Genomic DNA, 22391 nt, shown 5'->3' with positions numbered 1-22391 from the left:
GCTGAGGAGGTGGGACGGCACCGCGGTCAGGCGCTGAGGCGGTCGCCGCCGTCCGTTCCGTCGCTGCGGTCGGCGCCGTCGCTACAGAGCAGGTCGCGGAGGAACGCCAGAGCCGTCCGTGCGGTGGCGTCGTTCTGCCGGAACGCCGGGCCGCCGGTGCGCGGCCGGGTGAAGGCGCCGCTCGCCCGCGCGGTGGTGTGCGGACCCAGGGCGAAGCGCCGGGGGTGCGGGCGGCCGTCGCGGCCCAGGATCCGGCCGTCGTCGGGGTCGACGGAGAGCAGTCCGGTGGCGGTGGCGGCGGCTCCGTCCTCGTACAGCGCCTGGAGGATCGGGCTGCGGGTGCGTTCCAGTGACGGATCAGGCAGCCGGGCCTCGACCAGTGCGCGGGCCTCGATCCACTCCCCCGGAACGGTGGCGCTGCCGGCCCGGAAGACGCCCCGTTCCTCGTCCGCCTCGATGGTCATTCCCGCGCCGAGGAAGCGGACGACCCCGGCCCGGGAGAGGGCGAGCAGCTGGTGCAGCCGGGGTCCCGGCGGGCCGGACGCGAGGTAGCTGAAGAAGCCGTGCCACCAGCCGCCGATGTCACCGAGCCGCATCAACTGCCCGTAGACGGAGAGCAGTCCGAGGAAGACGGCGAGGTCCTCGCTGTGCGCGGGGTCGTGGCGGCGGTCGAGGTCGGCGCTGATGTACTCGCGCAGCCCGACCTGGAGTGCGTCGTACGACGGGTGGCGCACGCCGTCCAGCGGGTGGTCGAGCGATTCGAGGTCGAGCCGGTCGGCCGGGTCGGGCACGGCGGCGACGACGAGGGCGCGCAGCTCCTGGCTGCCCGGGTCGGCGGCCGTGTACTTCTCCTCGAAGACCTGCCAGTCGACGGTCGTGCGCTCGGCATGGGCGGCGAAGAGCCGGTGGTAGTGGGCGTATCCGAGCTCCTTGTCGACAAGTGGCCACACATCGCGCCGGAAGTCGAGCGGGCCGGGCCGGCTCAGCAGCTCTTCGGTCCGGTCCGGGCCGAGGAAGCGCGGCAGCGGCGGCCGTTCGCCCTGCCGGCCGTAGCCGATCTTGGAGTGGTACGGGACACCGCGACGCGATCCGATGTGCAGAACGGGCTCCTTGCCGGAGGGCAGGTACTCGCCGTTCTCGTACCGCCCCCCGCGCCCCTCGGTGAGCAGCACCATCAGATCGATGAAGGCGAGCCCGAAACCCCGGACGATGACCGGTTCACCGGCGGGCAGGGCGGTCAGGTCGCTGTCGGCGGTGAAGTCGGGCGGCAGGTGGACGAGCCCGTGCCGGTCCGCGAACTGCGTCAACTCGACGTGCTCGGGCGCGGGTTCGGCATCGAGGTGACCGATGGTGAGCACGACGAGGTCGGCGGTCAGCGGATCGTCGCGGCCCTCCAGCCAGACGTGCTGACGGCCGTCGCGCTGCCCGGTGACGCGCAGGGCGTGCCCACGGTGCTCATGCACGGTGATGCCCGCCGGAAGTGCGGCCACCGCCTGCTCGTACACCCATCCCAGATAGGCGCTCTGCAGCCGTCTGCTCGGAAAGTCCTGGCCTCCCAGCGCCTGTATCTGTGCGAGGAGTTCCGGTTCGACCCCGAGGGTGACTCTGCCGTCGCGGACGTCGGCCGCCCAGGCGTGCAGTGCGGGCCCCGGACGTATCGGCCCCTCCTGCTGGACCGTGTCGTCGGTGAACATGGTGACGTCCTCGGCCATGGAGTTCATCCAGAGCAGCGGGGACTGGTCGTGCCGCCAGATCCGGCCGCCGCCGGGCGGGTACGGGTCGACGAGATGGATGTCCAGCCGCCGGCCCTCGTACAGCTCGGGGGCGTTGGCGGCGATGCGCTCGATGAGGCCGGTGCCGCGCGGCCCGGCGCCGACGATGACGAGGGCCGGCCCGACGCTCACCGGGCACCCGCCGTGCCACGGGCGTAGTGCCGTTCGATGTAGTGCTGGCCGACGCTGAGCAGCGAGGTGACCACCACGTACCAGAGAGTGGCGACGAGCAGCAGAGGGATCACCTGGTAGGTGCGGTGGTACACGAGCTGCACCGAATAGAGCAGGTCCTGCACGGCGATGATGCTGACGATCGAGGTGCCCTTGAGCGTGCCGATCAGCATGTTCCCTGCGGGCGGGACGATGGAGCGCATCGCCTGCGGCAGCACGATCCGGCGGAACCGGCGCCAGGCGCCGAGGCCCAGCGACTGTGCGGCCTCGATCTGCCCGCGCTCGACGGACAGGATGCCGCCGCGGACCACTTCGGCCGCGTACGCGGCCTCATGCAGGGTGAGGCCGATGACGGCGACCGTGACGGGCCCGAGGAGGTTCACCGTACGGACACCGAGGATCTCCGGGTAGAGCGCTCCGATGTTGAACCAGAAGAGCAGCTGGACCAGGATCGGGGTGGACCTGAAGAGCCAGACGTAGCCCCAACTGACCACCTGAAGGACACGGTTGGTGGAGAGCCTGAGTACGGCCAGCAGTGTGCCGAGGGCGAAGCCGAGCGCCATGACGAGGGCGGTGAGCCAGAGGGTGAGGCCGAGGCCGCGCAGGACGGAGGCGGTGGTGAAGTAGTCGCCGACGACGTCCCACTGGAAGGCGTCGTTGCGGATGACCGAGTTCAGCGCCAGGGCGAGCAGCAGCAGGACCACAACGGCCGCTGCCCACTGCCCTGTTCGGCGCACCGGGACGATCCGCAGGCGGTCGGCGTCATTGTCCTTGCCGCTGTTCTCGGAGAGCGGGGCCGGGCGTGATTGAGGAAAGGCATCTGTCTGCGCAGACATGCGAAGGCTCCGTGGATGCAGAGATCGAACACGGGACGTGCCTTCACGGAAGAACACAACGCGGACCGGCCCCTCAGCGCGGTCCGCTTCCGAGGTAAGCGCTGTTCACAACATATTGTCAAGCCTGTCCACACTGTGAGTCATACGTCTCAGGTCAGTTGACGGACCAGTGGATCGCCTGTTCCACTTGGGCCATGCATTCGCAGCAGTGGCTGGTCAAGCGCTCCCACATCGACTTCGGTCGCGTGTGGTCCTCCTCCTGTTGAGCTGACCCCCTGCGGTTTCTCGCGTCCGTGCCTCGCGCCGTGTCCGGCGCCTGAGCACCGTTCCCTGCGCGTCTTCACGTACACAACATCGCTGCACCCTCCCCTCAGGCTGTTCACCGATCCGAGCTTCCTCCGCTCTTCCTTCGCCCCGCCCGTGGCCGTGCTGCCGTGGCGCGCCGCCCGGCGCTGCCCGGCTGCCCGCGCACGGTCGACGAACCTGGAGAACCACACCTCATGCCCCGTACCCGGCGCACCGCCGCCTTCGCGCTGATCACCGTCGCCGCAGTCGCTCTCACCGCGTGCGGGTCCGGCGATCCGGCAGCCGCTCCGGCCGGCGCGGCCGGCCCGGCCACCTCCGCCAAGGGGAAGATTCCGACACAGGACGTCGTGTCGTCGGTCAGGAAGAACAAGGCCGCGGCCGCGCTGCTGCCCCCCGATGTCCGAGCCTCCGGCACGCTGACCATCGCCTCCAGCGTCGGCACACCGCCCGGCGCCACCTATCTGCCGGACGGGAAGACCGTGGCGGGCACCGACATCGACGTCGCGGACGCCGTGGCCAGGGCGCTGGGGCTGAAGCTGAAGCGCGAGGTGGCCGCCTTCGAGGCGATCCTGCCTGCGCTGGGCAGCGGGAAGTACGACCTGGGGACGGGAAACTTCGGGGTCACCGACGAGCGCCGCCGGACGATCGACTTCGTCACGTACCTCAATGACGGGCAGGGCTTCGCGGTCCGCGACGACAGCAAGCTGTCGAAGGTCACCGATCTCACCCAGCTCTGCGGCCTGACCGTGGGCACCGCCGCGGGCACCACCTTCGAGGTGACGCTGGAGGAGAACAAGCACCGGTGCGCCGAGGCGGGCAGGAAGCCGTACGACGTGAAGACCTACTCCGACCTGGCGGCCGTCTGGGCTTCGCTCCAGCAGGGCCGCAGCGACGTGGTGATGTCGACCATCAACGGGTTGCGCTATGCGGTCGAGCAGCAGGAGGGCGTGCGCTTCCTCAATGAGTTCAAGCGGCTCGATGTCGGCTTCGCGTTCAAGAAGGGCACTCCGCTGGCGCCCGCCTTCCAGTCGGCGGTCAACGGGCTCAAGGCGGACGGGACGTACGACCGCATCCTGAAGAAGTGGGGCATCGGCGCGTCGGCGATCGAGTCCTCCCGGATCTCGCCGCCCGAGATCAATTGACCCCGGGGACGCCGAGCCGGCCCGAGGCGTGGCTCAGCAGTCGCACCCGCAGTCGCAGCAGTCGCAGGAGCTGCAGCAGTCCCCGCAGTTGCTGCAGCAGTCGCACGCATCGCAGCAGTCGCTGCAGTCGCACTGGCTGCACAGACCCTCGCGCCGCTGCCGGCTCCACGGGTCCTCGAAGGTCCCGCAGCACATCTGGCAGGTGCAGGCGAGGCCCGCCCACACCAGACAGCCCGTGATCAGCCCACGCCGGTCGCGCGGCGGCTCCGGCGGGGGCTGCGGCGGGCCGAACGGGCTGCCGGGGTTGTTCGGCGCGTACGGATTGCCCGGCGGCGGCCCGAAGGACCCGGTCTGCCGGAGCCCCGCCGCGTCGCCCTTCGCGGAGGGATCCGTCTGCTGCCTGTCCGTCAGATCCCCGCCGGGGCGCCGCGCATCCGCCTGGTGCGAGCACGTCTGTGTGGCGAAGGCCCGGTCCACCGAACGGCGCAGTTCGTGCACGAGCAGCACATGCGTCAGCTTGTCGCCGGTGAATTCGGCGTCGCGCAGCGCCAGCCGTACACCACGCAGTGCGTCGTCGCACAACCGCCGGGCCTCGGCGCGCGAGGTGCCGGTGGCAGTGAGCGGGTTCCAGGCACCCGACGCGGCGTCAGCTTCCTGGTCCTCCACGGCGTCCAGCAGATGTGCGAGTCGCCCGAAGAGCCGGCCGGCCTCGGCGAGGGGTTCGGCGTTCTGCGGCCGGCCCGCGAGCGCGGCGGTGTGGGCGAAGGCCGCCGCGGTGGCCGTCTCGGTGGGTTCGGTGACCGTCAGCAGCGGAGTGCCCGGTCCGGCGAGCCGCTCGACGCCGGTCTGCCGGTCGACGGCGTCCACGAGAACGGCGGTGTCGAATCCCAGCTCCGCGCCGGCACGCGCCCCGGCCCGGTCCCAGCCCGCGGCGACCCGGCGGGCGGCCGCGGCGACCGGGCGGCGCCTCAACAGCCCGTCCCGGTCCGCTATGTGGTCCCGTACCTTCGCCGAGGCGAGCACCAGTGAAACGGCGGCTGCCAGCCTGGCCCCCTCGCCGCGGGCGACCGGAGCGGTCCGCATGGAGCGCAGCGGACAGGGCCCCGCGGTGCGTCGCCATCCGGTGCTGCGCTCTGCCTGAGCCTCCGTCAGAACCGAGACGATCAGGCCGTCATAGTTCGTGACGATCCGGGCGAACTGCCCGTGGTCCGAGCGAAGTGCGAGGCAGAGCCCGCAGAGATGGGCCATCCACTCGGCCCTGAGGCCCTCCGACAACCGATGGGCGCAGGGCCTGACTATTCCGAACACGACGATCCCCCGAGAGTCGTTCCGTTGTGCGCCGCACTCGTGCGTGTGCGCGACGGGCATCGTATCGAGTGACCCGTTCACCCGTACGCACCCCACGTCACCCGTACGGACCGGGACATCATATTTTCTTTTCACCAGAGGCCCTATGCAGGAGGAACCTTGACGAATCGCCACATCTTCTGCACCAGTAACGTCACGAATCCCCTGCGCGCCGACTATCCACTTGGCGCACGATCCGCATCATGGTCGACCATAGGGATACGAATGAGATGCGGAACACCAAGGAACCGCGGTGAGAGGAGGCGTCCATGGGATCGGTGCGCAAGGCGAGTGCCTGGCTGGGCCTCGTAGAGGACAACGACGAGCGTTACTACGACGACGATGACGAGTACGCCGAGGGTGCACGGACCGGGACCGGCAATGCCTGGGTGACCGACCCACGGGTGCAGGTGGTCTCCGAGGCGGCCGAGGAGACGGGCCGCCGGATCGCCACAGTCACCCCGGACAGCTTCCGGGACGCCCGCGGCATCGGCGAGCTCTTCCGGGACGGCGTCCCGGTGATCATGAACCTCACGGCCATGGACCCCTCGGACGCGAAGCGTGTCGTGGACTTTGCCGCGGGGCTGATCTTCGGACTGCGCGGGTCGATCGACCGCGTCGCCACCCGGGTCTTCCTGCTGACCCCGGCCGACACCCACGTGGTCAGCGGCGAAGCCGCCGGCCGACCGGCCGACGGCTTCTTCAACCAGAGCTGAGCAGGGCGCTCGCCGGATCGGTCCGGCCTGCGTCCCGTTCTACCGGAAAGCGTCCAGACCGGTGAGCGCCTTGCCCAGCACCAGCTGATGCATCTCCACGGTGCCCTCGTAGGTGAGCACCGACTCCAGATTCGTCGCATGCCGCATCACCGGGTATTCGAGCGAGATCCCGTTGGCGCCGAGAATTGTGCGTGAGGTACGGCAGATCTCGATCGCCTCCCGCACATTGTTGAGCTTTCCGAAACTGACCTGTTCGGGGCGGAGCCTGCCCGCGTCCATCCGACGGCCCAGATGGTGGGCGAGCAGGATGCCCTTGTGCAGTTCGACGGCCATGTCCGCGAGCTTGGCCTGAGTGAGCTGGAAGCCGCCGATCGGCCTCCCGAACTGTTCCCGGGTCTTCGCGTAGTCGACCGCTGCCTCGAAGCTGGCCCGTGCGGCCCCCATGGCTCCCCAGACGATGCCGTAGCGGGCGTGGCCGAGGCAGCTGAGCGGGCCGCGCAGACCGGTGACCCCGGGGAGTACGGCATCGGCGGGCAGCCGTACCTCGTCGAGTACCAGCTCGCTGGTGACGGAGGCGCGCAGCGACCACTTGTGCTTGATCTCGGGTGCCGAGAAGCCTGGGGTGTCGGTCGGCACGACGAAGCCGCGGATGCCCTCGTCGGTCTGTGCCCAGACGACGGCCACCCCGGCCACTGAGCCGTTGGTGATCCACATCTTGCGGCCGCTGAGGACCCAGTCCCCCCCGCTTTCGACTTCACCCGAGCGGGAGGTGCCGCCCGGCTCGCGCTTGGCGTACGTCCGCATCCCGGCCGGGTCGGAGCCGTGGTCCGGCTCGGTGAGTCCGAAGCAGCCGATGATCTCGCCGGCCGCCATCCCGGGCAGCCACCGCTCCTTCTGCTCCTCCGAGCCGAAGCGGTGGATGGCGTACATGGCGAGGGAGCCCTGGACGGAGACGAGCGAGCGGATCCCGGAGTCCGCCGCCTCGAGCTCCAGGCAGGCCAGTCCGTACTGGACGGCGGTGGCGCCCGCGCAGCCGTACCCCTGGAGGGACATGCCGAGGGCACCGATCGAACCGAGCTCGCGGGCCAGCTCACGGATGCCGGGCAGCTCGCCGTTCTCGTACCACTCGGCGATGTGCGGCATGACCCGGTCGGTGGCCCAGGCGCGGACGGTGGAGCGGATCGCGAGGTCCTCGGGGCCGAGCAGATCGTCGATGCCGATCGGGTCGGCGGGGTCGAAGGGCGGCAGCTTCGACGGCTTCGCGGACTCAGCGGACTCGGTGGTGGACATGAGAGTGCCTCCGGCGGCTCGCACGGTACTAAAACTAGCAGTGTTAGTTATGGCGTCGTGCTGACGTTACGACTCAGTGTGCCGCTCGTCCAGAGCCGGCGGCCTCGGCGGGTTGCCGCCGGACAGGCAGCGGACGGGGCCGGTTCCGACGGTCCTGCCCAGGGGCTCCCTGGGGACCGTGGAACGCCCGGGCGTCACGGGACTCATGGTCGTCCTGCACATCGCGCGGATCGCAGAGAGCCCGCGGCGGGCACTCCATCACCCGCGGCAGCCGCAGCGCGGCGAGCGCGCCGAGCAGCAGCAGCCCAGCGCTGACCAGCAGCGTGACATGCAGACCGTTGACGAAGGCGTGCCGGGCGGTGCTCCGCAGCACCTCACCCAGTGGACCGCCCAGCCGGGACGCCACCTGATATGCCTCGCCCAGCGAGTGGGAGGCGGCGGTGGAGGCCTCGGCGGGGACGCCCGCCCCGGAGAGTTTGGCCAGCCCGGGGGTGTAGGCGGCGTTCATCACGCTGCCGAGCAGCGCGATTCCCATGCCCGCCCCCAGCTGGTACGAGGTCTCGCCGATGGCCGCCGCACCACCGGCCCGGTCCGCGGGAGCCTCGCTGAGCATCGATTCGTACGCACCGAAGAGCGTGGACTGGAGCCCGAAGCCGAGCACGACGAAGGCAACGGTCAGCAGACCGGGCCGGTCGTGCTGCCCCATCAGGGTCAGGAGCAGCACCGCGGCCGCCGTGAGCACGAAGCCCCAGCCGACCATCCGGCGCGGGCCGATCCGGCGCAGGGTGTACGAGCCGGTGGCGCCCGCCGCCATCGCGGCGAAGGTGAGCGGCAGCAGCCGCAGACCGGTCTCCAGCGGGCTGAGGCCCAGGACCAGCTGGAGGTACTGGACGGCGATCAGTTCGAGACCGACCAGGGCCAGCATGGCGAGGACGATGCAGCCGACCGCGGTGGAGAAGGCGGGTCTGGCGAACATCCCTATGTCGATCAGTGGATGCGTACGGCGCTTCTGCCGGCGTACGAACGCGACGATCAGCGCACCGCCCAGGAACAGCGGTACGAGGGTGGAGAGGACGAAAACGCCCTCGCCGGTGCCCGCGCGCTTCACACCGAGGACCACGCCGAGTACTCCGGCAGCGGCCATCAGTGCGCCGAACACGTCCCAGGGGCCGTCATCGCTGCCCCGCGATTCGGGCAGCAGCAGCCGGCCGAGCGGAAGGATCAGGGCCATCAGCGGGATGTTGATCAGAAAGACCGAGCCCCACCAGAAGTGCTCGACGAGGAAACCGCCGATGACCGGTCCGATGGCCGCGCCGACCGCGGCGACCGCGGTCCACACTCCGATGGCGACGGCCCGCTCACGCCGGTCGGGGAAGACCTGGCGGAGGATCGACAGCGTCGCCGGCATGATCATCGCGCCGCCGACCCCGAGCAGGGCGCGCGCCGCTATGAGGACGCCCGGGCTGTCGGCCATCGCGGCAACCGCGGAGGCGACCGCGAAGAGGGCGTAGCCGAGCAGCAGTATGCGGCGGCGGCCGACCCGGTCACCGAGGGTGCCGAAAAGGATCAACAGTGAGGCACAGACCAGTGGATAGGCGTCCACGATCCACAGCAGACCGACGGCGCTCGGCCGCAGGTCCTCGGTGACGGCCGGGACGGCGACGTGCAGCACGGTGGCATCGAGCGCCACGAGCAACAGGCTGAGGCAGAGGACGACCAGGACGACCCATCGGTTGGCACCGTCGGCGGCTGCGCGCAGCCGGAGTCGGGCTGTGGTCGTCCCGGACATGCATGTACCTCCCAAAAGGCCTCGCGCTCGGCAGGCCAACCGGGGATGCAGCGTCTGCTGCCCCTCCAGGCCCGGCATCGACGGGCGAGTGATCCGTCAGCGTACGCGAGTTCGGCGTGGCCACACGTGGTCCATCTCATACCTCGGCGGACCACGGAGTGTGGCGTACGCCACGCCGGACCCAGCACCCGGCCCCCGTCGGACGGCGCCCGTCACCGCCGTGGACGCACATCGGACCCGCCCCGTGACCGGCCCAACACCGTCCGTTCACCCGGGCGCGACGGCCGCAGAAATGCATACGGCACCGATCTTTGTTATTCACGGATACTCAAACACCCTTCCGAAATGACTGCGGGAAAAACAGATCGGAAGGTCGCCGGGATTCGTCGAACGGTCAGGAAAAGATGCCCGGCTGAGACATAGTCCACATCACATCGTCATCACAAAGCGGCCGGATCGACCGGAACGCGCACTCACTCGCTGTAACGTCGATTGGGTGCGTACCGACATCTTTGCCCGGCTGGACCGGGAGCCGGAACCGCCGAAGATAGAGCCACCGCGGATGAGTCGTCACCGCATCGCTCTCTTCGGCGGGACGTTGGCGTTCTATCTCGCCATCGTCATTGCCGTACTGATCGGCTCCTGGCTGGTGACCCTGGACTGGAAGGTCATGCTGTTCCGGCCCTACCAGCAGTGGCCCGGAATCCATGCCTTCCTCGACTACTACGTCGTGCTGGGCCAGCGAGGCCCCACAGCTGTGATGGTCGCCTGCTGGCTCGGCTGGCGCTCCTGGCGGCAGCACACCCTGCGGCCCCTGCTGACGCTGGGCGCCTCACTGCTGCTGCTCAACCTGACGGTGGGTGCGGTCAAGCTCGGCCTCGGCCGGCTCGGCCCGCACTACGCGACCCAGATCGGCTCCGCGGAGCTCTTCGCCGGCGGCGATATATTCCCGTCCGGGCACACCGCCAACGCGGTCGTGACCTGGGGAATCCTCGCGTACCTGGCCACCACCCCGAGGGCCAGGCGCTATCTGTCGGCCGTATCGGCAGTGGTCTCGCTCGGGGTCGGGCTCACAACCGTCTATCTCGGCACGCACTGGCTCAGCGACGTGCTGCTGGGCTGGGCAGCCGGGCTGCTGATCCTGCTGGGCCTGCCGTGGGTCGAGCCGCTGATCACCCGCGCCGAGGACTGGATCTTCGCGGTGCGCGAGCAGTGGCGCGCGCGGGGCAGGGCAGTGCCTTCGGTGCCTGTCGCGGCCGGCGGCCCCCGGACCGTGCTGCTGCCGCAGCGGGCCGGCGCGGACGCCACGGACGAGGACCCGGCGCTCGAACCGGTCGCCGCGGGAAGCCGCACGGCGGCCGCAGCCGCGGCGGCGGGTACCCGGCCACGGGCCCACGCGGTGCGCTCGGAGCGGACGCCCATCACCCCGGCCGGCAGCCGCCGTCCACCGCACGCGGACCGTACGCCGCGCGGCGGCACCAGCCCGGCCCGCCCGGTGAGCGGCGGCTGACGGACCGCACCCCACTCATCGGGGACGGTACGCACAGGCCTCACCCCGCACGAGCAAGGCCCCGACCGAGGTCGGGGCCTTGCTCGTGTCGCGGGCCCTGTCGCAGCCGTCCGGCGCCGGTGCGGTCTCAGCCCACCCAGCAGCGGGTCACGACGGCGTCGTCGACCTCGAAATTGATCCGTCCGGCTCGGTACTCCATGGTGATGATCGCGCCCGGCGGCAGGGATCTCACGCTGCTCCAGCCACGCGCACGGGCCCTCCGCTCGGCGGCCTCGGCGGCGAGGCCGACGTACGCGCCGGGTGTGTCGTCGGGCTGTACGGGAGGAGTCGGTATAGGTGCCATGTCTCTCACCGTAGGCGGCCCCGGACGGGTACGGAAGCCTGACCCCGGCGGCGGCGCGGCATCCTCATGTACGCCACCGGTCACGCTTGTGTCACAGGATCACCACACGCGTTTACTCGAACTGCTTCACTCGAACGTGCGATCCGTAAGTCGACGCACAGTAATCGAAGGCGCCGAAGAATGATCTCCGAACAGGCGGAGAAACCACGCGGATTACGGCATCCCAGGTAGTCGAAATTCCCCTCCCGGGCGGTTCCCGGAAAATGCACCGGGCACCGGGAATTCACGCTTCCTTATGGCGGCCTTATCTTTTGGACACGATATCCACACCATCGGACCGGGACGGCCGCCCACATCCACCCGTATACCGGACACAGCGAGTTGACAGACGAAAGAGCACGGCACGGTTCAGTCGAGCGCCCGGGACAACCGGTCCCTGGCGGTCCTGATCGCGTCGGTGAGCTCCTGCGGCTCGACGACTTCGAAGTCGAAGCCCATGAGCATCACATGGATCACCAGAACGTCCAGACCGGCCGCCCCCGTGCGCAGCAGGCAACTGTCCGCGTCGATGCGCTCCAGCACACCGGAGGACGGCGAGATCCGCTCGGCCGCCCGCTCGACGGGCACCTTCAGCCGGATCACGGCACGCGCCGCGTACGCGTCGGTGGAGACGCCCCGGGAGACATACGCGGCAAGGTCGTCGGCGGGCGGGCGGCGCGGGACGAAACGGGGGCCGTGCGGTGGCGTGGGGGTGATCCGGTCCGCCCGGAAGGTACGCCAGTCCGCGCGGTCCAGGTCCCAGGCGACGAGGTACCAGCGGCGCTCGGTGCACACCAGCCGGTGGGGTTCGACGATCCGGCGCGATACGGAGCCGTCATGGGCGCGGTACGCGAAGCGCACCCGCTCGCTGTCCCGGCAGGCCCCGGCCAGTTCGGTGAGAACCCCCGGGTCGGCGGTCGACGCGTCGGGTCCGCGCAGCATGGGCACGGTGAAGGCGCCCAGCGCGCTCACCCGCCGGCGCAGCCGGTTCGGCAGTACCTGCTCGAGCTTGGCGAGTGCGCGTACGGAGGTCTCCCCGATGCCCTGCACGCCGTGGCCGGCCGCCGTACGCAGCCCGACCGCGACGGCGACGGCCTCCTCGTCGTCGAGGAGCAACGGCGGCAGCTCGGCCCCGGCACCGAGTTGGTAGCCGCCGCCGGTGCCAGGGCTCGCGTTGACCGGGTAGCCGAGCTCGCGCAGCTTGTCGACGTCGCGCCGGACGGTCCGGGGGGTGACGCCGAGCCGCTCGGCGAGGTCGGCGCCGGACCAGTCCCGGTGGGCCTGCAGCAGTGAGAGCAGGCGCAGCAGTCGTGCCGAGGTCTCCAACATGGGACGAGTCTGCCAGCGGTTGCGGACAGCTACCGTCCGCGATCCGGTTCGGCCCACTGCGGTGCCCGGCTCCGGCCGTGCGCAGAGGTCGTTGCCGGCCGAGCAGGTGCCCCGGCGCGGGATCGTCGCGGTGACGGAAAACCACCGTGGTCCCGTTGACATGGTGCTCCGCCGGCGCACCGGCGAGGTGGAACGTCGTACGGATGACCGCCTGCATGAGCCGCCGTGCCCCCGGTTCGACCGATGTGCTGCGGGTTGCACCTGGCGAAACGGTGAGAACCGGCTGCCGTTCCACTCGACGCATGGACGACTTTCAGCCACTGGATACGTTCCTTGTTTTCCTGATTTGTCGACCTGTCGTCGCACCCTCCCCTCCCTCGCCCGTCTCGCCCATGCGCGTTCGATCAGCGGGTATCGACCGGGAGTAAACGCATCGGTCCCCCTATTCACCCTCTGCGTCGGATGGTTCGATTCCGTTCCCTTTCCCGCGTGACCCCGGCCGCGGCTCACCCGTTGTCTGTTCATGAGCCGGGAACCGCCCGGCGCACGCACCGAGTTCGAGGAGCCACCCGTGCCGCGCATGCTCGACGTCAGCGAGGACGTACGCGCCGAGATCGGCGACGCCGAAGCCGATCGGCTGCTCGTCGGCGACAACGCCCCAGGCAGCTACGACTGCACCTCCTGCCGCACCCCGGGCGACTCGGAGCAGGAGCGCACCAGCACGGTGCTGTTCGTCGGCGACGAGACCGCCGTGCTCGCCTTCGCCCACGCGACCTGCATCCCCTCCCAGGTCGTCCAGGTCTCCGAGGAGCAGCTGCAGGGCGCCGTGCGCAGCATCACCGGCAACGAGCCGGAGACCCCGCAGGGCCTCATGCCCGAGCAGGCCGTTCTGGGCATCACCAGCGGACTCGTCCTGATCGATGACGAGCTCCACCCGGCGCTGGTCGTCGAGCCGACCGGCGCGATCACCCGCCCCGGCACGTACGGCAGCGGGGGCGACGAGTTCCTGCAGCTCCTGCTGGAGCAGGGCTTCCACCCGGTCCACCGGATGGACCAGGTGCCCGCCGTGCTGCACGGCTGGTCGATCCTGCTCGCCATGGGCCAGCTGCACGCCGTGCTCCAGCCGGGGACGGGCGGCGGCGCCCCGGTCGCCTGGTGGCAGGCCCATGCACCGCTGCAGGTCACCGAGGGCTGGCGAGCCGCGGCCAACAAGTCTCGGACCGTGCTCGTCTTCGCCGCTCCGGTCGGTTCGATCGGCCAGCAGCCCCGCGAGGACCTGCTGCGCGACGCCCTGGAGAAGGCCGCGGCGAGCGGCCTCCTGGTCGCGGCCGCGATGCCGCTGGCCGGGACCTGATCATGTCCGTACGCTCCTCGCACCCCCGGCGAACAGCTATTTCTCCGTCGGGCCCGCATCCGTCGGCCGACGGGGTCGTTGGCACATACGTGCACTCATACGACCCCTTCCACCAGCGCCCGAGCCCGATCCCTGCCATGCGTCCGTCGCAGGACCGCTCGGGCGGTCAGACCCACACCCCGATCTACGACGCGCTGTACTCCGAGTACCGCCGGTCGTTCCGGGCGCTGCCAGGTGATCGGAGCGGCGAGGAGAACCTGGGTTTCGTGGCGTTCGGGACCGGCATGTTCGGCAGCCGGGCCCCGCTGAGCGGCCACTCCAGCCACTCCAGCCACTCGGGGCACTCGAGCCACTCCGGCCACTCGAGCCCGGGCACGCACACCGGAAGCCTCGGTTCCTGGCAGCGGGTCGGCCGGCACGCCGGGCGCCCCCAGCCGGTGGCGTTGCCCCCGGGATCCCGGGGAGCCTGACCGCACGGCGAAGCCCTGGCACGACGAAGCCCCGCACCGTTCACAGCAGGGACGGTACGGGGCTTCGTCATCTCCGGCGCCATCGCCGGACGCGGCGGATCAGGCCGGTGTCACTTCTTGCGGCCGCGCTTCTCGCGGACCCGCACCGAGATGTGGATCGGGGTGCCTTCGAAGCCGAACTCCTCGCGCAGCCGGCGCTCGACGAAGCGGCGGTAGCCGTGCTCGAGGAAGCCGGAGGAGAAGAGCACGAACCGCGGCGGCTTGGTGCCGGCCTGGGTGCCGAAGAGGATGCGGGGCTGCTTGCCGCCGCGGACCGGGTGCGGGTGGGAGGCGACGATCTCACCGAGGAAGGCGTTCAGCCGACCGGTCGGGATCCGGGTCTCCCAGCCCTCGATCGCGGTCTCGATCGCCGGGACCAGCTTCTCCATGTGGCGGCCGGTGAGGGCCGAGACATTGACCCGGGGGGCCCACGCGATCTGCGCGAGCTCCGTCTCGATCTCGCGCTCCAGGTAGTAGCGGCGCTCCTCGTCGAGGGTGTCCCACTTGTTGTACGCGACCACGAGCGCACGCCCGGCCTCCACGGCCATGGTGATGATGCGCTGGTCCTGGACGCTGATGGACTCGCTGGCGTCGATCAGGACGACGGCGACCTCGGCCTTCTCGACGGCGGCCGCGGTACGCAGCGAGGCGTAGTAGTCCGCGCCCTCCTGGAGGTGGACGCGGCGGCGGATACCGGCCGTGTCGATGAACTTCCAGGTGATGCCGCCGAGCTGGATCAGCTCGTCGACCGGGTCACGAGTGGTGCCGGCCATTTCGTTGACGACGACCCGGTCCTCGTTCGCCACCTTGTTGAGCAGCGAGGACTTGCCGACGTTCGGACGGCCGATGAGCGCGATGCGGCGCGGGCCGCCGAGCGCGGTGCCGAAGCGCTGGGCCGGGGCCTCGGGCAATGCTTCGAGGACGGCGTCGAGCAGGTCGCCGGTGCCACGGCCGTGCAGCGAGGAGACCGGGTGCGGCTCGCCGAGACCGAGCGACCAGAGCGCGGTGGCGTCGGCCTCACCGCTCTGGCCGTCGACCTTGTTGGCGCACAGCACGACGGGCTTGCCGGCCCGGCGCAGCAGCTTGACGACGGCCTCGTCGGTGTCGGTCGCGCCGACGGTCGAGTCGACGACGAAGACGACCGCGTCGGCGGCCTCGATCGCGTACTCCGCCTGGGCGGCGACGGAGGCGTCGATGCCCAGCACGTCCTGCTCCCAGCCGCCGGTGTCGACGACCTTGAAGCGGCGGCCGGCCCATTCGGCCTCGTACGTGACACGGTCCCGGGTGACGCCGGGCTTGTCCTCGACGACCGCCTCGCGGCGGCCGATGATCCGGTTCACCAGGGTCGACTTGCCGACGTTGGGGCGGCCGACGACGGCAAGGACGGGCAGCGGGCCGTGACCCGCTTCGTCGATCGCGCCCTCGACGTCCTCGACGTCGAAGCCCTCCTGCGCGGCGAGCTCCATGAACTCCGCGTACTCGGCGTCGCCAAGTGCTCCGTGCTCGTGGTCCGAGCCGTCGGAGTGAATCTGGTCGTTCATGAAGTCCGTTCCTCTTTGCATCATCATCGATGGACCACGATCACGCGGCCCACTACTCAAGTCTTACCTAGCGCCCGGTGAAACGCCTGGCGTTCTCCAGGTGCGAGGTCAGCCGTGCCTGGATCCGCACGGTCGCCTCGTCCAGCGCCTTCCGGGTCCGCAGGCCACTTCCGTCGCCCGCGTCGAAGGCATCACCGAAGACGACATCGACCCCGCTGCGCAACGGCGGCAGTGCCGATATCAACCGTCCGCGGCGCTCGGTGCTTCCCATGACGGCCACGGGCACGATCGGCGCCCCGCTGCGTACCGCGAAGTACGCGAGCCCGGCCCGCAGCGAGGCGAAGTCTCCTTCGCCCCGGGTGCCCTCCGGGAAGATCCCGAGCACCCCGCCGTTCTCCAGTACACCGAGGGCCTGGGTGATGGCGGTGCGGTCGGCGCTCTTACGGTCCACCTTCAGCTGACCGATTCCGCGCAGGAACGGGTCGAGGGGGCCGACGAACGCCTCTTTCTTGATCAGGAAGTGGACGGGCCTGGGCGCGGTGCCCATCAGCATCGGCCCGTCGATGTTGTGGGAGTGGTTCACCGCGAGTATGACGGGTCCGGAGGCGGGTACCCGCCATGCACCGAGGACGCGGGGCTTCCACAGCCCGTACATCAGCCCGATGCCGATCCCGCGCCCGACCGCCGCTCCGCGCAGCGTGGGCGTGCCCGAGGCTGCGGTCACTTCGCGGCCCGCTTCTCCTCGACAAGGGTGACGACGCACTCGATGACCTGCTGCAGGGTCAGGTCGGTCGTGTCCACCTCGACCGCGTCGTCCGCCTTGGCGAGCGGCGAGGTCTTGCGGCTGGAGTCCGCAGTGTCCCGCTTTATCAGCGCCTCCTTGGTGGTGGCGAGATCGGAGCCCTTCAGCTCTCCGCTGCGGCGGGCCGCGCGGGCCTCCGGCGAGGCGGTCAGGAAGATCTTGAGGTCGGCGTCGGGCAGCACGGTGGTGCCGATGTCACGGCCCTCGACGACGATGCCGATCTCGGCGGCCGCGGCGATGGACCGCTGCAGCTCGGTGATCCGGGCACGCACCTCGGGGACCGCGCTGACGGCGCTGACCTTCGAGGTGACCTCCTGCGTACGGATCGGGCCCGCGGCATCCTCGCCGTCGACCGTGATCGTCGGGGCGGCCGGGTCAGTGCCGGAGACGATGACCGGCTTCGCCGCGGCGGTCGCGACCTCCACGGCGTCCTGCACGTCGATGCCGTTGTTCAGCATCCACCAGGTGATCGCCCGGTACTGGGCGCCGGTGTCCAGGTAGCTCAGGCCGAGCTTGGCGGCGACGGCCTTCGACGTGCTCGACTTGCCGGTGCCGGAGGGCCCGTCGATGGCGACGATCACTGCGGCCGGGGCCGTCCGGGCTGCGGCGCTTACGGTTTCCACGGTGGTGGACACCTTCCTGGTACACGGGGTGGGCGGGACAAGGGCGCGCGAACCCGCCCCGCACAAGGTTACCGAGTGTCGGGACGGTCCTTTGCACCCCTGTGGACAACTCCCGCGGACCCCGGCCTCCGGGGCCTACTGGCGGATCGACCAGCCCCGCTCGCGAAGCGAAGCGGCGAGTGCCGGGGCCACGCTCGGCTCGACCATCAGCTGCACCAGGCCGGCCTGCTGCCCGGTGGCGTGCTCGATACGGACGTCCTCGACGTTGATCCCGGCCTTGCCCGCGTCCGCGAAGATCCCGGCCAGCTCGCCCGGCCGGTCGCTGATGAGCACAGCCACGATGTCGTACGCCGCCGGGGCCGCCCCGTGTTTGCCGGGGACCCTGACCCGGCCCGCGTTACCGCGGCGCAGGACGTCCTCGATGGAGTCGGTGCCCTCGCGGCGCTTGTCGTCGTCGCCGGACTGGAGGCTGCGCAGCGCCCGGACCGTCTCCTCGAGATCCGCGGCGACCCCGGCGAGCACGTCCGCGACCGGTCCGGGGTTGGCGGAGAGGATCTCCACCCACATCCGGGGATCGGAGGCCGCGATCCGGGTGACGTCCCTGATGCCCTGGCCACAGAGGCGAACGGCGGTCTCGTCGGCCTCCTCCAGGCGGGCGGCGACCATCGACGAGATCAGCTGCGGGGTGTGGGAGACGAGGGCGACGGCCCGGTCGTGGGCGTCGGCGTCCATGACGACCGGAACGGCGCGGCAGAGCGCGACCAGCTCCAGGGCGAGGTTGAGGACCTCGGTGTCGGTGTCCCGGGTCGGCGTGAGGACCCAGGGACGGCCCTCGAAGAGGTCGGCGGTGGCGGCGAGCGGGCCGGAACGCTCCTTGCCCGCCATCGGGTGCGTACCGATGTACGGCGTGAGGTCGACGCCGAGGGCTTCCAGCTCGCGGCGGGGGCCGCCCTTGACGCTGGCGACGTCGAGGTAGCCGCGGGCGATGCCGTCCCGCATGGCGGTGGCGAGCACCGACGCCACGTGCGCGGGCGGTACGGCGACGATCGCGAGGTCGACGCGGCCCGCGGGTGCCTCGTCCGTACCGGCGCCGAGCGCGGCCGCCGTGCGGGCCGACGCCGGGTCGTGGTCGACGAGGTGGACATGGACGCCGCGCCCGGCGAGGGCGAGGGCTGCGGAGGTGCCGACCAGGCCGGTTCCGATGACGACGGCGGTTCTCACTGGGCGATGTCCTTGCGGAGGGCGGCGGTGGCGCCGAGGTAGACATGCTGTATCTCGGACTTGGCAAGGTACGTCTCGACATGGGCGAGGATGCGCACCACGCGGGGCATCGCCCCCACGATGTCGAGCTCCTGGGCGCAGATCAGCGGTACGTCGACGATGCCGATGCCCCGTGCGGCCGCGGCCGGGAAGTCGCTGTGCAGATCGGGGGTGGCGGTGAACCAGATGCTGATCAGGTCGTCGGCAACGAGTCCGTTGCGCTCCAGGACGGCGGTGAGCAGGGCGCTGACCTGCTCGTCCATGTGTCCGGCCTCGTCCCGCTCCAGCTGGACCGCTCCACGGACCGCTCGTACCGCCACGTCTGGCTCCTCACTTCTTCGTGCACTGCTCTACATACCGCTTCGGGCTTGTCGCGCCTGCTCCGTGCCCTCCTGCGCGATTTCAGCCTAGAGGGGTGGGGCGACGGGTGGCCGGGGTGCTCTGTGGGTGAGACGCGAGGTCAGCGGGGAGCGGCGGCGGTGTGCACGGCCAGCAGCATCCGCCAGATCCCGCCCGCCAGCTGAGCCGGTGTGGCGTCGGTCCGGCCGTGCACCCAGTCGGCGAGGACGCCGGTGAACAGTCCGGCGACGGCGCTCGCGATCAGGTCCTCCGCGGAGCCCGGGGGGCGGCGACGGCGCAGTTCGCTGATGCTGCGCTGCCGGAGCTCCTGGTGAAGCAGCTCGCCGAGCGGCCCTCCGCCGCCCGTGCGCAGCAGGCTCCGGTAGACGTCGGCCCGGGCGCGTACCGCCTCCAGCAGGGCGACGAGCTCGGCGGGGGGTGCGTCGGGACCGGGCGGCACCTCGTCCCAGGCGTGCAGGGCGTCGACCGCCTGCCGGACGATCTCCGCGCAGGCGTCCACGGCCAGCGCGCGCAGATCGTCGTAGTGCAGATAGAAGGTGGCCCGGCCGACTCCGGCCCTGCGCACCACGTCGGAGACGCTGACCTGGTCGAGTGGCTGTTCCTCGCAGGCCGCGAGGAGCGCCTCGCGGAGCTTGCCGCGGGTGCGTGCGGTACGGGGGTCTCCGCTGCCTTCCGTCGTCGCGGCGCGCGTCATGGGCTCAGCCCGCGAGCAGGACGAGGAGGAGTGCCGCGGCGGCGGGGACCGCCTGGACGAGCAGGATCTTGCGGTTCACGGTGGCCGCTCCGTACACCCCGGCGACGATCAGGCAGCCGAGGAAGAAGATCTGCGCCTGGTACGCGACAGGGTCGCCCGCGATCAGACTCCAGACGAGTCCGGCGGCCATGAACCCGTTGTACAGGCCCTGGTTCGCGGCGAGCGGGGCGCTCTCACGGGAGAACGCCGGGGTGGTGGCGAAGACCTTCCGGCCGCGCGCGGTGTCCCACAGGAACATTTCGAGCACCAGGAAATAGGCGTGGATCAGCGCGACGAGCGCGACCAGCGACTGGGCTGCGATGTGCATGGCGGACGGCCTCCCGTATCGATTTCCTGGACAACTGTACAGGAAATCGATACGGAGTTCCGCCGGCCATGAGCGCTCAGAGCGCCTGCGCCCGGATCAGGTCCTCGAGCGAGCCGCCCTTCGGGACCTCGCCCGCAGGGGTCAGCTTGTCGACCGCCTCGGGCAGCGACCTGGCGATGTCGTCGGCCGCCTGCTCCGTCGACACCCCCGCGTCCTGGGCGACCTTCTGCAGGGTTTCGTCCGGCAGCGCCTGGGCGATCTGGGCGCCACTCACCGGCTTGTTCTCACCGGTCCCGACCCAGGACTGGGCCTGGTCGAGAAGGCCGGACTTGGCGAGCATCCCGATCAGGCCCTCAAGAGCGTTCGCGCCGCCCCCGCCACCGCCACCGGCGCTCGCGTTGCCACCCAGCGCGCCCAGCAGCGCTCCGAGGATGTTCCCGGCGTTGCCGGAACCCCCGCCCTGGCTTCCGCCGCCCAGCAAGCTGCCCAGCAGACTGCCGAGGTCGTTTCCTGCCATGGTTCTGCCCTTCCGAAGGGGATGGATTATCGACAATGTCGATCAGAACCAGGGCTTCTGCCACTCGGGGCCCAGCCGGCGGATGTCCGTAGCCTTCGGACCGACGGCTACGGACATCCGCCGGCCACGCGGCCTCAGCGGCCTCCGCGTACGCGCCGCCCCGCAGCCCGTGCTGTCCGCTGCCAGGACGACGAGGCACACGAGGCCCCCTCGCGTACCCTCACCCGCATGATCACCCCCGATGCCGAGACTCTCGTACGCGATCACACGGTCTACTCCTGTGTGATGGGCTCACGTGCGTTCGGGCTCGCCACGGACGACAGCGACACCGACCGGCGCGGTGTCTTCCTGGCGCCGACCCCGCTGTTCTGGCGGTTCGACAAGCCGCCCACGCATGTTGAGGGCCCGGCGCAGGAACAGTTCTCCTGGGAGCTGGAGCGCTTCTGCGAACTGGCGCTGCGCGCCAACCCCAATGTGCTGGAGTGCCTCCACTCGCCGCTGGTGGAACAGGCCGACGCGGTCGGCCATGAACTCCTCTCCCTGCGCGGCGCGTTCCTGTCCCGGCTCGCCCACCAGACCTTCGTCCGCTACGCACTGGGGCAGCGCAGGAAGCTGGAGGCGGATGTCCGGCAGTACGGTTCGCCGCGCTGGAAGCACGCCATGCATCTGCTGCGGCTGCTGGCGAGCGGCCGGGATCTGCTGCGAACGGGCCGGCTGACGATCGAGGTGGGCGACGCCAGGGACGAACTGCTCGCGGTGAAGCGGGGCGAGGTCCCGTGGCCGGAGGTGGAGCGCCGCATGACACGGCTGGCCGCGGAGAACGACGAGTCGGCACCGAGCTCCCCGCTCCCACCGGAGCCGGACCGGGCCCGGGTGGAGGACTTCCTGATCCGCACCCGCCGGGCGTCCGTGTCGTGGCCCGGCAAGGGGTGACCGGCCGCCTCGGCCAACGCAGAAATCAAGCCCGTTCGGAGCTCGGGGACAGGAACCCGGGCCCTTTCAGCCGCGCTCGCACCAGGAGCTCGTGCAGCCCGTCGAACCCTCCCGCCCCATCCGGCAGCCCCGACTCCTGCTGCGCCTCGTCCAGCACCCGGTGCAGCGCTTCGACGTCCCGGGACACCGCCGCGCCGTCCACGCCCCCCGCTCCCCCGTGTTCGGCCTCGGCCTTCGCCTCGATCAGCTCCGGCAGATACGCGGGCGCCGCCACCTCGCCCAGGAGCGTCGGCAGATGCGCGAGCACCTCGCCACTGCGCATCAGATGAATGCCGGTCAGCAAAGCCCGGAACGTGTAGAGCAGCGGTTTCAGTTCGCCGGTCTTCTCGAACAGCCGCCACTGCGTGCCGGCGAACCCCCGGTAGTGGTGCGCATGGTTGCGCGTCACCACCGCGGGCGCCAGCGCGACCAGTTCCGCGTGCAGCTCACTCGTGTGCACGACCAGCGGCGACAACAGCTGCTCCAGCACATAGCCGTTCGGCTTCAGCATCAACCGGACGAACTTCCGCAGGTCATGGGTGACGAGGTCCATCTCGACCCCTTCCCGGTCCCACATCCGCGAACGCGTCTCGTCCGGTTCGCGCAGCCCCACCAGGTCCTCGGCGGGCAGGAGGTGGACCCCCCGCAGGTCCACGTCCGAGTCACGCGACGGAAACCCGTACAGATGCGCCCCGGAGACCGTGGCGAACAGCAGCGGGCCCGGCTCTTCGGCGAGGACCGGGCCGAAGTCCGTGACCGGCAGCCCGGCCCCGTGGAGGTGGATCGTTTCCGTACGCATGGG

At 70.5% G+C, this 22391-nt stretch carries 22 protein-coding genes; 6 read left to right on the top strand and 16 right to left on the bottom strand.

What is annotated here, in order from left to right; genetic code table 11:
• Positions 1 to 26 precede the first annotated feature (26 nt).
• Entirely contained in the window at positions 27 to 1904 is a 1878-nt protein-coding gene (locus OHB49_RS32605) for an FAD/NAD(P)-binding protein (protein ID WP_329164530.1), read from the bottom strand.
• Positions 1901 to 2779 (bottom strand): amino acid ABC transporter permease, encoded by an 879-nt coding sequence (locus tag OHB49_RS32600; protein ID WP_030977247.1) that lies wholly within the window; start codon positions 2777 to 2779, stop codon positions 1901 to 1903. Before OHB49_RS32600 ends, OHB49_RS32605 begins: the two co-directional genes overlap by 4 nt.
• Before the next feature lie 500 nt (positions 2780 to 3279).
• Between OHB49_RS32600 and OHB49_RS32595 the strand changes: the two genes are divergently transcribed.
• Entirely contained in the window at positions 3280 to 4227 is a 948-nt protein-coding gene (locus OHB49_RS32595; RefSeq protein WP_329164528.1) for an ABC transporter substrate-binding protein, read from the top strand.
• A gap of 33 nt (positions 4228 to 4260) precedes the next feature.
• On the opposite strand, the gene OHB49_RS32590 is transcribed toward OHB49_RS32595, so the two are convergent.
• Complete coding sequence (locus OHB49_RS32590; RefSeq protein WP_329164527.1) at positions 4261 to 5535, bottom strand: DUF5685 family protein; 1275 nt, start codon at positions 5533 to 5535, stop codon at positions 4261 to 4263.
• Between the two features lie 308 nt (positions 5536 to 5843).
• On the opposite strand from OHB49_RS32590, the gene OHB49_RS32585 reads away from it, so the two are divergent.
• The gene (locus tag OHB49_RS32585; RefSeq protein WP_030917985.1) at positions 5844 to 6290 is read left to right on the top strand and encodes a cell division protein SepF; all 447 of its coding nucleotides are present in this window, start codon (positions 5844 to 5846) and stop codon (positions 6288 to 6290) included.
• Between the two features lie 39 nt (positions 6291 to 6329).
• On the opposite strand, the gene OHB49_RS32580 is transcribed toward OHB49_RS32585, so the two are convergent.
• A complete protein-coding gene (locus OHB49_RS32580) occupies positions 6330 to 7580 on the bottom strand; it encodes an acyl-CoA dehydrogenase family protein (protein ID WP_329164526.1) in 1251 nt (416 codons plus the stop codon).
• 73 nt (positions 7581 to 7653) lie between these two features.
• The gene (locus OHB49_RS32575) at positions 7654 to 9369 is read right to left on the bottom strand and encodes an MFS transporter (protein ID WP_329164524.1); all 1716 of its coding nucleotides are present in this window, start codon (positions 9367 to 9369) and stop codon (positions 7654 to 7656) included.
• A 496-nt stretch (positions 9370 to 9865) separates the two neighbouring features.
• Between OHB49_RS32575 and OHB49_RS32570 the strand changes: the two genes are divergently transcribed.
• Entirely contained in the window at positions 9866 to 10879 is a 1014-nt protein-coding gene (locus tag OHB49_RS32570) for a phosphatase PAP2 family protein (RefSeq protein ID WP_329164522.1), read from the top strand.
• A gap of 127 nt (positions 10880 to 11006) precedes the next feature.
• Here OHB49_RS32570 and OHB49_RS32565 read toward each other — a convergent pair whose 3' ends face one another.
• Together OHB49_RS32565 and OHB49_RS32560 are read right to left on the bottom strand one after the other, a co-directional pair.
• Positions 11007 to 11222: an I78 family peptidase inhibitor gene (locus tag OHB49_RS32565; RefSeq protein WP_030977257.1), complete on the bottom strand. Its 216-nt coding sequence runs from the start codon at positions 11220 to 11222 to the stop codon at positions 11007 to 11009.
• Positions 11223 to 11630: 408 nt separating this feature from the next.
• On the bottom strand, positions 11631 to 12590 hold the full coding sequence (locus OHB49_RS32560) for a helix-turn-helix transcriptional regulator (protein WP_329164521.1): 960 nt from the start codon (positions 12588 to 12590) through the stop codon (positions 11631 to 11633).
• A 571-nt stretch (positions 12591 to 13161) separates the two neighbouring features.
• On the opposite strand from OHB49_RS32560, the gene OHB49_RS32555 reads away from it, so the two are divergent.
• Positions 13162 to 13944 (top strand): hypothetical protein, encoded by a 783-nt coding sequence (locus OHB49_RS32555; RefSeq protein WP_329166695.1) that lies wholly within the window; start codon positions 13162 to 13164, stop codon positions 13942 to 13944.
• A gap of 137 nt (positions 13945 to 14081) precedes the next feature.
• Positions 14082 to 14414 (top strand): hypothetical protein, encoded by a 333-nt coding sequence (locus OHB49_RS32550; protein ID WP_329164519.1) that lies wholly within the window; start codon positions 14082 to 14084, stop codon positions 14412 to 14414.
• A 110-nt stretch (positions 14415 to 14524) separates the two neighbouring features.
• Here the strand turns inward: OHB49_RS32550 and der are convergent, their stop codons facing one another.
• The 8 genes from der to OHB49_RS32510 form a co-directional block, all read right to left on the bottom strand.
• Positions 14525 to 15994 (bottom strand): ribosome biogenesis GTPase Der, encoded by a 1470-nt coding sequence (gene der / locus OHB49_RS32545; RefSeq protein ID WP_030977265.1) that lies wholly within the window; start codon positions 15992 to 15994, stop codon positions 14525 to 14527.
• A gap of 67 nt (positions 15995 to 16061) precedes the next feature.
• The gene (locus OHB49_RS32540; RefSeq protein ID WP_376259814.1) at positions 16062 to 16649 is read right to left on the bottom strand and encodes a lysophospholipid acyltransferase family protein; all 588 of its coding nucleotides are present in this window, start codon (positions 16647 to 16649) and stop codon (positions 16062 to 16064) included.
• 65 nt (positions 16650 to 16714) lie between these two features.
• Positions 16715 to 17431 carry a (d)CMP kinase gene (gene cmk / locus OHB49_RS32535; protein ID WP_030977269.1) on the bottom strand — a complete coding sequence of 239 codons (717 nt, stop codon included), beginning with the start codon at positions 17429 to 17431 and terminating at the stop codon, positions 16715 to 16717.
• Positions 17432 to 17554: 123 nt separating this feature from the next.
• A complete protein-coding gene (locus OHB49_RS32530) occupies positions 17555 to 18640 on the bottom strand; it encodes a prephenate dehydrogenase (RefSeq protein ID WP_030977271.1) in 1086 nt (361 codons plus the stop codon).
• Entirely contained in the window at positions 18637 to 18999 is a 363-nt protein-coding gene (aroH, locus tag OHB49_RS32525) for a chorismate mutase (protein ID WP_267005931.1), read from the bottom strand. Before aroH ends, OHB49_RS32530 begins: the two co-directional genes overlap by 4 nt.
• A gap of 140 nt (positions 19000 to 19139) precedes the next feature.
• Entirely contained in the window at positions 19140 to 19733 is a 594-nt protein-coding gene (locus OHB49_RS32520) for a TetR/AcrR family transcriptional regulator (RefSeq protein WP_329164515.1), read from the bottom strand.
• 4 nt (positions 19734 to 19737) lie between these two features.
• Complete coding sequence (locus OHB49_RS32515) at positions 19738 to 20100, bottom strand: DUF1304 domain-containing protein (RefSeq protein ID WP_329164513.1); 363 nt, start codon at positions 20098 to 20100, stop codon at positions 19738 to 19740.
• A 76-nt stretch (positions 20101 to 20176) separates the two neighbouring features.
• Entirely contained in the window at positions 20177 to 20617 is a 441-nt protein-coding gene (locus OHB49_RS32510; protein WP_329164512.1) for a YidB family protein, read from the bottom strand.
• Between the two features lie 228 nt (positions 20618 to 20845).
• Between OHB49_RS32510 and OHB49_RS32505 the strand changes: the two genes are divergently transcribed.
• Positions 20846 to 21550: a nucleotidyltransferase domain-containing protein gene (locus OHB49_RS32505; protein WP_329164510.1), complete on the top strand. Its 705-nt coding sequence runs from the start codon at positions 20846 to 20848 to the stop codon at positions 21548 to 21550.
• A 25-nt stretch (positions 21551 to 21575) separates the two neighbouring features.
• Here OHB49_RS32505 and OHB49_RS32500 read toward each other — a convergent pair whose 3' ends face one another.
• Complete coding sequence (locus tag OHB49_RS32500; protein WP_329164509.1) at positions 21576 to 22388, bottom strand: nucleotidyltransferase domain-containing protein; 813 nt, start codon at positions 22386 to 22388, stop codon at positions 21576 to 21578.
• Positions 22389 to 22391 lie beyond the last annotated feature (3 nt).

The sequence above is a fragment of the Streptomyces sp. NBC_01717 genome, assembly GCF_036248255.1.
GTDB lineage: Bacteria > Actinomycetota > Actinomycetes > Streptomycetales > Streptomycetaceae > Streptomyces.
The sequence above is the reverse complement of the archived record's forward strand: the minus strand, read 5'-3'. Positions and strand labels throughout refer to the sequence as shown.